Origin of the sequence: Streptococcus sanguinis, assembly GCF_020729725.1 — a bacterium.
GTDB lineage: Bacteria > Bacillota > Bacilli > Lactobacillales > Streptococcaceae > Streptococcus > Streptococcus sanguinis_V.
On sequence record NZ_JAJEPA010000012.1, the window covers coordinates 160,850 to 174,978 of the forward strand.

The 14,129-nt window shown below is 45.7% G+C and carries 13 protein-coding genes; 8 read left to right on the forward strand and 5 right to left on the reverse strand.

The window, feature by feature from the left end; translation table 11 throughout:
- Positions 1 to 36: 36 nt before the first annotated feature.
- From K4I03_RS06170 to fni, 6 genes are all read left to right on the forward strand, one after another.
- Positions 37 to 771 (forward strand): CppA family protein, encoded by a 735-nt coding sequence (locus tag K4I03_RS06170; RefSeq protein WP_227964051.1) that lies wholly within the window; start codon positions 37 to 39, stop codon positions 769 to 771.
- Complete coding sequence (locus tag K4I03_RS06175) at positions 768 to 1,703, forward strand: serine hydrolase domain-containing protein (protein ID WP_227964052.1); 936 nt, start codon at positions 768 to 770, stop codon at positions 1,701 to 1,703. Before K4I03_RS06170 ends, K4I03_RS06175 begins: the two co-directional genes overlap by 4 nt.
- 150 nt (positions 1,704 to 1,853) lie before the next feature.
- Positions 1,854 to 2,732, forward strand: a complete 879-nt coding sequence (gene mvk, locus K4I03_RS06180) for a mevalonate kinase (RefSeq protein WP_227964053.1) — start codon at positions 1,854 to 1,856, stop codon at positions 2,730 to 2,732.
- A complete protein-coding gene (gene mvaD, locus K4I03_RS06185) occupies positions 2,714 to 3,661 on the forward strand; it encodes a diphosphomevalonate decarboxylase (RefSeq protein ID WP_227964054.1) in 948 nt (315 codons plus the stop codon). The genes mvk and mvaD overlap by 19 nt, the downstream gene beginning before the upstream one ends.
- Complete coding sequence (locus K4I03_RS06190; RefSeq protein WP_227964055.1) at positions 3,651 to 4,670, forward strand: phosphomevalonate kinase; 1,020 nt, start codon at positions 3,651 to 3,653, stop codon at positions 4,668 to 4,670. The genes mvaD and K4I03_RS06190 overlap by 11 nt, the downstream gene beginning before the upstream one ends.
- A complete protein-coding gene (gene fni, locus K4I03_RS06195) occupies positions 4,651 to 5,658 on the forward strand; it encodes a type 2 isopentenyl-diphosphate Delta-isomerase (protein WP_227964819.1) in 1,008 nt (335 codons plus the stop codon). Before K4I03_RS06190 ends, fni begins: the two co-directional genes overlap by 20 nt.
- 36 nt (positions 5,659 to 5,694) lie before the next feature.
- Here the strand turns inward: fni and K4I03_RS06200 are convergent, their stop codons facing one another.
- From K4I03_RS06200 to pflB, 5 genes are all read right to left on the reverse strand, one after another.
- Positions 5,695 to 6,969 carry a hydroxymethylglutaryl-CoA reductase, degradative gene (locus K4I03_RS06200; protein ID WP_227964056.1) on the reverse strand — a complete coding sequence of 425 codons (1,275 nt, stop codon included), beginning with the start codon at positions 6,967 to 6,969 and terminating at the stop codon, positions 5,695 to 5,697.
- Entirely contained in the window at positions 6,966 to 8,144 is a 1,179-nt protein-coding gene (locus K4I03_RS06205) for a hydroxymethylglutaryl-CoA synthase (RefSeq protein ID WP_227964057.1), read from the reverse strand. The genes K4I03_RS06200 and K4I03_RS06205 overlap by 4 nt, the downstream gene beginning before the upstream one ends.
- 145 nt (positions 8,145 to 8,289) lie before the next feature.
- On the reverse strand, positions 8,290 to 8,757 hold the full coding sequence (locus K4I03_RS06210; protein ID WP_002903393.1) for a threonine/serine exporter family protein: 468 nt from the start codon (positions 8,755 to 8,757) through the stop codon (positions 8,290 to 8,292).
- A 4-nt stretch (positions 8,758 to 8,761) separates the two neighbouring features.
- The gene (locus tag K4I03_RS06215; RefSeq protein WP_002903742.1) at positions 8,762 to 9,538 is read right to left on the reverse strand and encodes a threonine/serine exporter family protein; all 777 of its coding nucleotides are present in this window, start codon (positions 9,536 to 9,538) and stop codon (positions 8,762 to 8,764) included.
- A gap of 159 nt (positions 9,539 to 9,697) precedes the next feature.
- A complete protein-coding gene (gene pflB, locus K4I03_RS06220; protein ID WP_002896602.1) occupies positions 9,698 to 12,013 on the reverse strand; it encodes a formate C-acetyltransferase in 2,316 nt (771 codons plus the stop codon).
- 369 nt (positions 12,014 to 12,382) lie between these two features.
- Between pflB and dinB the strand changes: the two genes are divergently transcribed.
- Positions 12,383 to 13,447: a DNA polymerase IV gene (gene dinB, locus K4I03_RS06225; protein WP_223310466.1), complete on the forward strand. Its 1,065-nt coding sequence runs from the start codon at positions 12,383 to 12,385 to the stop codon at positions 13,445 to 13,447.
- A 213-nt stretch (positions 13,448 to 13,660) separates the two neighbouring features.
- Complete coding sequence (locus K4I03_RS06230) at positions 13,661 to 13,975, forward strand: hypothetical protein (RefSeq protein ID WP_002918171.1); 315 nt, start codon at positions 13,661 to 13,663, stop codon at positions 13,973 to 13,975.
- Positions 13,976 to 14,129 lie beyond the last annotated feature (154 nt).

Consider the following 14,129-nt stretch of genomic DNA (forward strand, 5'->3'; position numbering starts at 1 on the left):
TGAAAATCCATTACAATAAAATGGTTTGGAGGAATTATGAGCGCGAATCATATTATTAGAATTATCCCTGTATTAAAGATCAATAATCGTCATTTAAATCAAGAATTTTTTGTCAATCAGCTGGGCATGAAGGCCCTTTTAGAGGAAGCGGCTTTTCTGTCTTTAGGAGATCAGACTAAGACAGAGAAACTGCAACTGGAAGAATCACCCAGTATGCGGTCTCGGCGAGTCAAAGGTCCTAAAAAATTAGCCAGAATCGTTGTCAAGGTTGCAGATGCTAAAGAAATCGAGTCTCTATTGGCCCAAAAGCCTGCTTGGACTAAGCTGTATCAAGGAGAGAAAGGCTATGCTTTTGAAGCTCTGTCACCAGAGGGTGACCTAGTTCTCTTGCATGCTGAAGATAATAGAGCAAATCTGCAAGAGGTCACGGCGGCGCCTGAATTTGAAAAGCAAGAGGACTTCATCGGCCTTAGCCAATTTGAGATAGAAACAGTAGAAATTCGTGTACCTAATGCCAATGAAGCCCAAGAATTTTACAGCAAGATTGAAAATGCGCTGGATTTTCTGACCTTTACAGAAGCAGAGGGTCAAGACTTGCAGACTGACAATGCCCTAACTTGGGACTTGACCATGCTCAAAGCTCAGGTCAATCGTTTAGAAACCGCTGCCCTGCGTCCTGTCTTTGAAGGGCACGAAATCTTTGTACCTAAGTCAGATAAGTTCCTGCTGAGTCAGGATTCGAGCAAGATTGAATTGTGGTTTGAAGCATGACTCTAGAAAAAATCATCAGCAAAATCAAAGAACAGCTGAAAGACGGTATCTATCCCGGTGCTAGTCTGGCTTTGTACCAAGCTGGCCGGTGGCAGGAATTCTACTTTGGTCTAGCTGATCCGCAAGAAGGAAAGGCCACTCAAGCGGGTTTGGTCTATGACTTGGCTAGCGTCAGCAAGGTGGTCGGAGTTGGTACTCTGGCAGCCTTTTTGTATGAGCAGGGGAAGCTAGAGCTGGATTTGCCCTTACAGCATTATTATCCGGCCTTTCATCAAGAAGATGTGACCTTGCGTCAGCTCTTGACCCACACATCAGGACTAGATCCCTTTATTCCCAATCGTGATCAGCTGGCAGCTCCTGAGTTGAAAGCAGCGCTCAATCATTTGACAGTGCTTGAAGATAAGACCTTCCGCTATACGGATGTGAATTTTCTGCTCTTGGGCTTTATGTTGGAAGAGATCTACGGTCAGGCCTTGGATCAGATTTTTCAAAGTCAGATTTTCCAGCCTTGGAGTTTGGCTGAGACTAGTTTTGGACCAGTTCTAGGAGCTGTGCCGACCGTTCGCGGTGTCCAGGATGGTCAGGTTCATGATCCCAAGGCGCGTGTTCTAGGCATCCATTCTGGTAGTGCTGGCTTATTTTCAAGTCTCAGGGATTTGGAAATATTTCTGGAACATTATCTGCAGGATGACTTTGCGGCCAATCTGACCCAGAATTTTTCCAAAGAGCCAGGCAAAAGACGTAGTCTAGCCTGGAATCTAGAGGGCTGCTGGCTGGAACACACTGGCTACACGGGAACCTTTATCATGTATAATCGCAAGGAGCAAAAGGCGGCTATTTTCCTGTCCAACCGGACCTATGAAAAAGACGAGCGGGCTCAATGGATCTTGGATCGTAACCAGCTGATGGACCTGATAAGAAGAGAACTTTAAAAGACTCCGGCTGCAAGCCCCGGAGTTTTATCGTGTCTGCCTATATAAATATCGGTCTCTAGCCCCAGTGATTTTCTCTTAATAAAAATCGCTTTTTTTGCCAAAGTATATTAAAATAAGATAGAGAGAATCTACAGACAAGAGAAGAATATGACAAAAGAAATCGGTGTCGGCAAGGCACATAGTAAAATTATTTTAATGGGAGAGCATTCAGTAGTCTATGGCTATCCGGCCATATCCCTGCCTCTTAATCGTATTGAAGTGACCTGTCAGGTCTTTTCATCTGAGCGGGCCTGGACCCTCTACGCTGAGGATACACTGTCTATGGCTGTTTTTGCCTGTCTAGAACATCTCGGTCGGCAAGGGGCTAAGATTCGCTGTCAGGTGGAGTCCATGGTCCCTGAGAAGAGAGGAATGGGGTCTTCAGCCGCAGTTAGTATTGCGGCCATTCGGGCAGTCTTTGACTACTTTGAGGAAGAACTAGATGACCAGACACTAGAGATTCTAGCCAATCGGGCAGAGATGATTGCCCATATGAATCCCAGTGGCCTTGATGCCAAGACTTGCCTTAGCGATGTGGCTATCAAATTCATCCGCAATTTTGATTTCAGTGAAATTGAGCTGGATCTTGATGCCTTTTTAGTCATTGCAGATACGGGCATTCACGGTCATACCCGCAAAGCCATCCGTGCTGTAGAAAGTCAGGGCCAAAAGGCTCTGCCTTTGCTGCAGGAATTGGGGAATTTAACGAAAATCCTTGAGAAGGCCATTTCTATCAAGGACCTGATGACAATGGGACAAGCTATGACCAAGGCTCATGAGAAGCTAGCCAAGCTAGGGGTTTCTTGCCAGAAAGCAGATGAGCTGGTAGCGGCAGCTCTTGAAAATGGAGCTTTGGGAGCTAAGATGAGCGGCGGCGGTCTGGGTGGCTGTGTCATTGCTCTTGTAGGAGAAAAAAGTCAGGCGGAGGCCTTAGCCGCCTTATTGAGAGAGAAAGGGGCCATTAACACATGGATCGAAAGCCTGTAAGTGTCAAATCCTATGCCAATATTGCAATTGTCAAATATTGGGGGAAGAAAGATGCAGAAAAGATGATTCCGTCTACCAGCAGTATCTCGCTGACACTGGAAAATATGTATACCGAGACGCAGCTGAGTCCTTTGCCGGATTCAGCGACTGGAGATGAGTTTTATATTGACGGTCAGCTGCAAAGCCCGGCAGAACATGCCAAAATCAGTAAGATTATTGACCGTTTCCGCTCTCCAGAAGATGGTTTTGTCCGCGTTGATACCAGCAACAATATGCCGACTGCAGCGGGTCTGTCTTCCAGCTCCAGCGGTCTATCTGCCCTAGTCAAGGCCTGCAATGCTTATTTTCAGACGGGCTATCAAACGCAAGAGCTGGCTCAGCTGGCCAAGTTTGCTTCAGGGTCCTCTGCTCGCTCTTTCTTTGGTCCGCTAGCGGCCTGGGATAAGGACAGCGGGGCCATTTATCCAGTCAAGACGGATTTGAAGCTAGCCATGATTATGCTGGTTCTGCACGATGAGAAAAAGCCTATTTCCAGCCGCGACGGTATGGAGCTCTGTGCCAAAACTTCCACCATTTTCCCAGATTGGATTGCCCAGTCTGCCTTGGATTATCAGGCCATGCTAGGCTATTTGCGGGACAATGATTTTGCCAAGGTTGGTCAGCTGACTGAAGAAAATGCTCTTCGGATGCATGCTACGACAGAGAAAGCTTATCCGCCGTTTTCTTATCTGACAGAGGAGTCTTATCAGGCTATGGATGCTGTCAGAAAGCTACGGGAGCTGGGCGAGCGTTGCTACTTTACCATGGACGCAGGGCCAAATGTCAAGGTCCTCTGCTTGGAGGAAGACCTAGACCATCTGGTTGCTATATTTGAGAAAGACTACCGGCTTATTATCTCCAAAACAAAGGACTTGTCTGATGAAAACTAGTGCAAGAGTCCAAACCTGTGGCAAGCTTTATCTGGCGGGTGAATATGCAGTGCTGACGACCGGTCAGCCGGCCATTATCAAGGCCATTCCTATCTATATGACGGCGGAAATCCAGGCAGCCTCCGCCTATCGCTTGACATCAGATATGTTTGAACACAGCGCTAACCTAGAGTCAGACCCTGATTATGCCTTGATTCAGGAGGCGGTAGGGGTTATGAACACTTATTTGCTAGCCTTAGGCTACCAACTTCAGCCTTTTTCTCTAAAGATTAGTGGCAAAATGGAAAGGGACGGTAAGAAGTTCGGGATTGGCTCCAGCGGTAGTGTGGTTATTCTGACTCTCAAGGCCATGGCAGGACTTTATGAGCTGGACTTAGAGCCAGAGCTGCTCTTCAAACTGGCTTCCTACGTCCTCCTAAAGCGAGGGGACAATGGCTCCATGGGAGATCTAGCCTGCATTGCTTATGAAGATCTGATTTACTACCAGTCTTTTGATAGAGAGCTGATCCGCAAGCGTATGGGCAAAGTTGATTTACAGCAATTACTAGCAGAGGATTGGGGTTTTGAAATTCGTAGTATTAAGCCTTGCTTAGCCATGGATTTTCTAGTTGGCTGGACCAAGCAGCCAGCGATTTCTAAGGACTTGGTCAATCAGGTCAAGTCAGCTATTTCAGAGTCCTTTTTGACAGGAAGCAGGACGCAGGTTGATGCTTTGGAGAGAGCTTTATTAGCAGGAGAGAAGTTCGCTATTCAGTCTAGTATGGAAAAGGCTAGTCAGCTATTAGAAACACTCAGTCCAGCTATTTATACAGACAGGCTGAAAGTCTTAAAAGAAGCGGCAGAGGGACTGGACTGTGTGGCTAAGAGCAGTGGTGCCGGTGGCGGCGACTGCGGGATTGCTTTCAGCTTTGATGCCGCATCTAGCAAGCAACTGATTCAAGCCTGGCAAGCAGCTGGCATTGAGCTATTATACAGAGAAAGGATGGGCCATGATGAGCCAGAATCGTAAGGACGACCATATCAAATACGCCTTAGAGCAGCGTCTGGGTTACAACAGTTTTGATGAAATGGAATTGGTTCACCGTTCTCTGCCCAAGTATGATTTGGCAGAGATTGACCTATCTACTCACTTTGCAGGCTGTGACTGGGAGTTTCCTTTTTACATCAATGCCATGACTGGCGGCAGCCAAAAAGGCGGTCAAATCAATGAAAAGCTGGCTCAAGTAGCTGAAAGTTGCGGCCTTCTTTTTGTAACTGGCTCTTACAGCGCAGCCTTGAAAAATCCTTCTGATTCTTCCTATCGGGTGGCGACTGGTCGGCCTAATTTATTGCTGGCTACCAATATCGGCTTGGACAAGCCTTTTCAAGCCGCCCAGCAGGCAGTAGCTGATTTGCAGCCCCTCTTTTTGCAGGTCCATGTCAATCTCATGCAGGAATTGCTGATGCCAGAGGGCGAGCGGGAATTTCGCTCTTGGCGCCAGCACTTGACTGATTATGGTCAGTGGCTGGATCTTCCTCTAATTCTTAAAGAAGTTGGCTTTGGCATGGATCGCTCTACTGTCGAAGAAGCGCGCTCCTTGGGGATTCAGACTTTTGATATTTCCGGCCGGGGTGGCACTAGCTTTGCCTATATTGAAAATCGGCGGGGTGGCAATCGTGACTACCTCAATGATTGGGGGCAATCTACTCTGCAGAGCCTATTAGTGCTTCAGCCATTGCGTGATGAGGTCGAACTCTTGGCTAGTGGAGGTGTCCGCCATCCTTTGGATATGGTCAAAGCTCTGGTCTTAGGAGCCAAGGCGGTCGGTCTCTCTCGCACTATGCTGGACTTGGTGGAAAATCACTCAGTAGAAGAGGTTATTGATATTGTAGAAGGCTGGAAATCAGATCTGCGCCTCATCATGTGCGCCCTGTCCTGCCGAAACTTGCAAGAACTAAAGAATGTACCCTATCTACTCTACGGGCGGCTGAAAGAAGCTCAGGAACAGATTAAATAGCATAAAGTCATACAAAAAAGGCCATCAATGGCCTTTTTACTTGTCCTGTTTTCGTAAGTCAGCTAGGATTTCTTGAGCAGTAGCGAGGTTGAAAGTCTTCTTGGCTGTTAAGCGATTGGCTACAGCAGCAATTTCTTCGCCTTGGGCTCCAGCTTGTAATGCTAAAGATTTGGCTTGCAATTTCATGTGTCCGGCTTGGATGCCAGTACTGACTAGGGCTTTGAGGGCAGCGAAGTTTTGTGCCAATCCGACCGATACGATGAGGGAAGCCAAATCCTTGGCCTGAGGCTGCCCCAGCAAGTCAAAGCTGGCTGCCACTGAGGGATTGAGGCCGATGGAGCCTCCCTTAGTTGCAATGGGCATGGGCAGGGTCATCTGACCATGAAGCTGTCGGTTGTCTGAATCCGCAGTCCAAGTAGAGAGGCCGCTGTAGCTTCCTTCTCGGCTGGCATAGGCATGAGCGCCAGCTTCTATAGCCCTCCAGTCATTTCCAGTAGCCAGCACCAAAGCATCAATACCATTAAAGATGCCTTTATTGTGGGTAGCTGCCCGGTAAGGATCGACCTGGGCTAGCTTGCTAGCCAGCTGCATTTTATCCGCAAGAAGTTCCGCCTCGGCCTTATCCCGACTGAGAAAGCGATAGTCGATGACACAGCGGGCTGTTACCAGGCTATCTGTTGCATAGTTTGATAGGATAGCCATCAGGCTCTTACCGCCAGTCAGCTCTTCCAGAGGAAGAGTGAGAGCCTCTAGCATGGTGTTGAGCATATTGGCTCCCATGGCTTCCTGCGTATCCACAGACAGATAGAAAATGAGGAAGTCATCCTTTTGCTCCAGCCAAAGATCTCTAGCACCGCCACCACGGGCAACAATCGATGGATAGGCTTGGTTGGCCTGTTCCAGTAACTCTTTCTTTTTCCTGAGAACATCTTTAATGGCTTGGTCTGCATTATCAATCTGATAGAGGGCAATTTGCCCAATCATCTGGCGTTTGTGGACCTCTGTCTCAAATCCGCCTGAACGTTTGATAATTTTAGCCGCAAAGCTAGCCGCTGCTACAACAGATGGCTCTTCTGTCACAAAAGGAACTTGATAGCTTTTGCCATCCACCAAAAAGTCTGGCACTAGAGAGTAGGGCAAGGCTAGAGTGGCCAGTACATTTTCACTCATCTGGTTGGCTGTTTCCAGAGGCAAAGTCTGCTGACTGTCTAGCAGCTGCCAATGTTCATCTTGTAAAAGTTCCTTTTCTTTCAACATCTGCAGCCGTTCAGTAGGAGCTTTTTTGGAAAATCCAGTCCAGTTTACTTTCATGATGATTTCTCAACTTTGATGTACTTACGCTGGTGCTCTGCAATTTCCGCCAGAGCAAAGCTTTGGTTTTCATAGTCAGAGAAGCGGGCATTGCCTTCCGCATCCAGCTCAGCTTCTTCAAAAAAGATGCGCTCGTAGTCTGCGATGGAAAGAGCTTGACGCTGGTTTAATTCCTCTAGGCGTGTCTTGGATAGATGCTTTTCATAGCCCTCTACCAAATTGGCACTGAAGATTTCAGAGACAGCTCCGCTGCCATAGCCAAAGAGAGCAATCCGATCGCCAGCCTTGAGGTTGTCAGAGTTTTCTAAAAGAGACAGGAGGCCTAGGAAGAGGGATCCTGTATAGATATTTCCAACTTTTTGGCTGTAGAGGATTGACTTTTCAAAGTTTTCCTTAAGCTGGTCTTGCTGCTCTTGAGGTAGGCTTTTATCCATGATTTTATTGAGGCCTTTAAGGGCCAGTTTTGGATAAGGCAGGTGGAAGCAGTAGGCCGCAAAATCTTTGAGAGCCAGCTTGTGGCGTTTCTGGTATTCCGTCCAAGTTGTCTTTAAGCTATCCAGATACTGCTGGGTTGAATAGAGCCCGTTAACATAAGGTGTTGCCGAGTAATTTGGGCGCCAAAAATCCATGACATCGCGTGTCTGAGCTACATTATCATCATTGAAAGCGAGGATACGAGGATTGCTGCTAATCAGCATAGAAATAGCTCCCGCTCCCTGAGTTGGTTCGCCAGGTGTGTTAATGCCATATTTGGCAATGTCGCTAGCTAATACCAAAACTTTGCTGTCTGGATGTTTTTCGATATGGAGCTTGGCATAGTCCAGTGCAGCAGTAGCTCCATAGCAGGCTTCCTTAATTTCAAAGCTGCGGGCAAAAGGCTGGATGCCCAAAAGGCCGTGGACAAAAACGGCTGCCGCCTTGCTCTGGTCAATCCCTGACTCAGTAGCCACGATGACCATATCAATCTTTTCTTTGTCCTCTGCTGTCAGGATGGGGTCTGCTGCCGCCGCTCCCAAGGTAACAATATCCTCAGTCAGAGGAGCAATGCTAAGTTCCTTGAGCAAAAGTCCCTTGCTAAGCTTGTCTGGATCAGTCCCACGGGCTGCAGCTAAATCATTTAATTTTAAAACATAATTACTGGTCGCAAAACCGATTTTGTCGATTCCGATTGTCATTATAAGACCTCTTTAAATCCTTTTATTCTAGTATATTCCGAAAACTATTTTACCATACTTAGGAATAAAACTCTTACAAAAAACATCTAATCTCAGCTAAATCAGGCTTAAGATGTATTTTCCAAAATAAAAACAGCAGATGGCTCTACTGTTTGTTTGCTGTGAGTTTGGTTTGGCGCTTTTTCAAGTAGTGATAGAGCTTGAGTACGACAGTGCCGCTGGCCATACCGATCGAGATGACCAAGGCTAGAATGACTACCAGAGTGGCGTGAATCATGGCCTGGCTATAGTCACCAGTGACAAAGAAAGCAGTCGTCCGATAGGAAATATAGCCTGGGACCAAGGGGGCTAGAATAGCCAAAATAAAAACAACAGCAGGCGTTTTGTAGATGATGCTGAGAATTTGGCTGACGCAGGAACCAATGATAGCAGCCACAAAGGTTGCTATAATGACATTGGTCGGTCCTTTGAGCAGGAGATAGAGTAGCCAAATAGCCATGCCCAGCACTCCGCCGGGAATCAGCATACTGCGCTGGACATTTAAAACGATTAAAAAGGTAATGATGGCCAGAAGACTGGCAACGGCTTGCAGTAAGAATGTCAAGATTGTCATAGGCTTATTTCATAATAAGGAGGGCGACAGAGGTACCTGCACCGAGAGCAAGGGTAATGAGGAGCGATTCAAAGAGCTTGCTCATCCCAGAGTTGATATGGTTAGTCATGATGTCACGCACAGAGTTGGTCAGAGCAATGCCAGGGACAAAAGGCATGACAGAACCCGCAATAATCAAATCATCAGTGGAGTTAAAACCGGAATAGCGCGTCCAGATGTGAGCCAGCAGTCCGAAGACGAAGGCTCCAGCAAAAGCTGTCACAAAAGGAATGCGGATATATTTGTCAACATACAAAGAGAAAGCAAAGCCAAAGAAGGTGGCAATGGCCGCGCCTAAAGCATCGTAGAAGTTTCCGCCAAACATGATGGAGAAGAAGGGAGCACTGAGTGTTGCGGCAGCAATCAGTTGCTTGTTGTTATAGGGCAGCTCCTTAACTTTGAGGCAATTCAGCTCATCAAAAGCCTCTTGAAGGCTGATTTCTCCTGTTACCAACTGACGGGAGACCTGATTGACATCACAGACCTTCTCGATATTGTAGTTGGTCTTGAGATTACGCTTCATCCGTGAGACATTTGTATTTTCAATCGAAAAGAAAATAGCCACTGGCATTGCTAAGGCATTGCAGTCGATTATCCCTTGCGAATGAGCGATACGAATCATGGTATCTTCAACCCGATAGGTCTCGGATCCGCTCTGTAGCAGCAGTGTCCCAGCCAGCATGATGACATCTACCGCCAGATTGAAATCTTTGGCTTCTTCCCTGATACCTTTCTCTGTCATTTCCCCAGTCCTTTTCCTAGTATAGCAATAGAACCATTATACCATAAAGCCTCTGAAAAATTTCATCAAGTTAGTAGTCATTTGAAGTCTGAAATACAAAAAAGAAGATTGGAAATCCCCAATCTTCTTTCAAATGGTTTGTAAGTCCTTAGTCGTTTATTAGCTCAAAGCATCGTCCATAGAGAGCACTTCGTGGAAGACACGTTGAGTCAATTCAGTCTTTTGCTCTGGAGTCAAGTACTTAGTGTTTACACAGTAACCTGAGATACGAACGATAACGTCTTCGCCAGACATAATCTTGTCGTAAACGTCCTTCAAGTCCATAACGTTCAAGTTAACGTGCTGACCACCGTTTTCGAAGTAGCCATCCAGGATAGTAACCAAGTTGTCTACTTGTTCATCGTGAGTCTTACCAAGCGCACGAGGTGATACTTGAGTTGTCAATGAGATACCGTCAGCTGCGTAACTGAAGTCCAAGCTAGCAAGTGAGTTAAGGTTTTGCAACCAGCCACCTTTTGCCTTGTTAGATGGGTTAGCACCTGGTGAGAAGAATTCCAATTTAGACAAGTTCACGCTACCATCTTCGTTGAGGTACACTCCTTTGTGGACTGGTGAGTTACCAGTTTGTTTAGAGTAAGCAACGTTAGATGTGATAGTCAAGAGTGATACTGTTGCTTCAGCGTTCTTGTAAAGTTTGTGGCTGCGCAGACGAGTTGTGTAAGCTTCAACCAACCATTCAGCCAGTTCGTTTGAGCGAGGATCATCTTCACCCCAACGTGGGTATTCTCCGATTGTTTCATAGTCGTAGATATAGCCGTTTTCGTCGCGGATTGGCTTAACAGTAGCGTACTTGATAGCAGACAAGGTATCAACAGTGTTGGCAAATCCACAGATACCGAATCCCATGTTAGCGCGTTGGTAAGTTGGCAAGAAGGCCATTTGAACAGCTTCGTAGTTGTACTTGTCAGTCATGTAATGGATGATGTTCAAGGCATCTACGTAAGTGTCAGTCAACCAGTCGAGTGATTTTTCAAAGTTCGCTTTAACTGATTCGAATTCAAGAACTTCGTCACGGATAGGCTCGATGTCAAATACCTTGTAGTCTTTATGAACATCGTCGTAACCGCCGTTGAGACCTGTCAGAAGGGCTTTAAGTACGTTTACACGAGCACCAAAGTATTGGATGTTGTGGCGTTGTTCTTCATTTTCAGGGTCAAGTGGAGACACACAGCAAGAGATACAGCTCATTTCACCGTAGCCGTCTTTAGCCATTGTTGTTACACCTTCGTATTGGATAGAAGAGTGCTTGTGGCTCATGTGCATACAGTAGCGACGGAATGAGTATGGAAGTTTATCAGTCCAGAGAACGGTCAAGTTTGGCTCTGGAGAGTTACCAATGTTGTCAAGTGTGTTAAGGAAACGGTAGTCCATCTTTGTAACACGGTGACGGCCGTCGTTACCCATACCTGCCATAGAAGTAGTGATGAAGGTTGGGTCACCAGAGTAAAGTTGGTCGTAAGCTTTCGTACGAGCAAACTTCACTGTACGAAGTTTCATAACGAAATCATCAACAAATTCTTGGATTTCTGATTCAGTGTAAGTACCGCGAGCCAAGTCACGTTCTGCGTAGATGTCAAGAACGATAGGCACACGTCCGAGAGAAGTAGCAGCACCGTTGATGACACGGCAGACAGCCATGAAGGCGATGTTAGTCCATTGGATAGCTTCTTTAACGTCGAAAGCAGGACGGCGAACGTCAACTCCGTAAAGGTCACCAAGTTTTACAACTTCACCAAGTGCTTGGTATTGCAGGTTGATTTCTTCGCGCAGACGGATTGTTTCTTCGTCAATATCAGTCAAACCATTCCAGTCGCGAACTTTTTCAGCCATGAGGTAGTCAGCTCCATAAAGAGCAAGACGTGCGTAAACCCCGATGATACGTCCGCGTGAGTAAGCATCTGGAAGACCAGTTACAGTGTGGGCGTGACGAGCACGGCGGATGTTAGAAGTGTAAGCACGGAAGATACCGTCATTTACTGTAGTAACATATTTAGTAAAGATTTCATGAACAGCAGGATCTGGTTCGTATCCATTTTCTTTCAAAGTAGTTTCAGCCATGCGGATACCGCCTTTTGGCATGAAGTTCAATTTGAAGAGTTCGTCGTTTTGGATACCGTAAATCAGTTCGTTGTCCTTGTCAATGTAACCAGCGTCAATATCAGCGATAGATGCTGGACGAGTGTCCATTGGGAAACGAGTTTCTTCGTAGTGAGCTTTTGTTTCTTCTACGATTTTCTTGATGTGGAGTGAGCGCTCAGTAGGACCTGCCAAGAAGCTTTCATCTCCATCATAAGGTGTGTAGTTAGCTTGAACGAAGCGAGAAACACTTGCTTTCTCTTTCCAGTCTTCACCTTTGAAGCCTTCCCAAGCTTTGTCAAAAATATCTTGAGCTTCAACAACTGTTTTTACAACCATTTGATTTTCCTCTTTATTCTAGCAACATAAACTGTTACATTTATAAGTAAAGTATATCATACGGTAATCGGTTTCACAAACCATTTTCGGCAGAAAGAAAGACTTTCTTTTATAATACAGAAAGCAAAAAGTCTCGGATGTGTACTATAGATTTGAAAAACATAACTCTTTTCAAATATTTTGGAAAAATGGGTAAAAAAGTTATAATAAAAGTAATTAAAATGTCATACAAAAATTGCTGACGAAGAATCTTACTTTTAAAATACTTTTTACAAGAACAAAAAACTGTTTCAGATTTATTTGAGCAAAAAGGGCCGACTTTGTGAAAGCTCATAAGCTGAAATTTATGGCAGGAGAAAGGAGGAGGGCATGCTGATTTTTCCACTGATTAACGATACATCTCGGAAGATTATCCACATTGATATGGATGCTTTTTTTGCTTCGGTGGAAGAGCGGGATAATCCTAAGTTAAAGGGACATCCGGTCATCATCGGCAGCGACCCACGTTTGACTGGCGGTCGTGGTGTCGTCTCCACCTGCAATTATGAGGCCAGAAAGTTCGGAGTTCATTCGGCAATGAGCTCCAAGGAAGCCTATGAGCGTTGTCCTCAGGGGATTTTTATATCGGGGAATTACGAAAAATATCAGGCAGTCGGCTTGCAGATCCGAGAGATTTTCAAACGCTATACGGACTTGATTGAGCCCATGAGCATCGACGAAGCTTATCTGGATGTGACGGAAAACAAGCTAGGAATTAAATCCGCGGTCAAAATAGCTAAGCTGATTCAGCATGATATCTGGAATGAACTCCATCTGACAGCTTCGGCAGGGGTTTCTTATAATAAGTTTCTGGCCAAGATTGCCAGTGACTATGAGAAGCCTCATGGTCTGACTGTTATTCTACCCGAAGAGGCTGAGGCCTTTCTGGCGCCTATGGACATTGCTAAGTTTCATGGGGTCGGTAAGAAAAGCGTTGAAAAACTGCATGAAATGGGAGTTTATACTGGTGCAGATCTGCTCAAGATACCAGAAATGACCTTGATTGATAAGTTTGGTCGCTTTGGTTTTGATCTCTACCGGAAAGCGCGTGGCATCAGTAATAGTCCAGTCAAGTCCAATCGCATCCGTAAGTCAATCGGGAAGGAGCGGACCTATGCCAAACTGCTCTATAGTGACGAGGATATCAAGAAAGAGCTGACCCTGCTGGCTCAGAAAGTAGAAAATAGCCTGACTAAGCATGACAAGAAAGGGCGAACCATCGTTCTGAAAATTCGTTATGCCGATTTCTCCACCTTGACTAAAAGGAAAAGTTTGAATCTAGCCACTCAAGACAAGGAGCAAATCGAGCGAACGGCTCATGAGATTTACGATAGCTTGGAAGAACAACCACGAGGTATCCGGCTGCTAGGACTGACAGTGACGGGGTTTGAATAAAGATAAAGGCTTGGTTCATTACCGAGCTTTTTTAGATATAGTTTTTAGTATGAGAGAGTTGCTTATGACGAGTTTCTAAGTTGGCTGATAATTTTCATTAACTAAAAATAATCTTTTTTGAAAAAATACTGGACAAAGTTTTCTGTGTCTGTTATACTGAGTCTATAAAATAAAAAACCGTCTGGTCGGTTTTTTGAAAAGAAAGGAGCAGAAATGAAGAAATCTGTAGTAGAAAAAACAAGCGAGCACATCCTCAAGTTGAATCAGGAGATGGATCGGCAGCTGGAAGGTCAGAAAGAGTTTTTGCAGCAGCATGCAGAAAAGCTGAAAAAGATGTCACAGGGTGAGAATGGCATACGCTATTCTAAGTGGGGAGTCAAAGCTGGATATGCTGTCCTTGCTGGTGGCTTGCTGACTTCTGTCTTTAGCCCATGGCGAGGACTGGGTATTATGGCAGTAGGCGGTCTGAGCCTTGCCTCCAATCTCTGGCATATCCGGCGATTGCAAAATCAAGAAAGGAGCAAGTAGCAGAGAGATGACCTGTTTTAAGCATCAGAGTCAGGACAACTTAGAAACTAAAAGCAGCAGGCAGTAGCTAAACGGTGCTGACATAACTTTTAGCATTATTTAGTCTATCTTTGCTTTTTATTTTTGGCAAGGACTAAAAGACTACGTTTTCTAT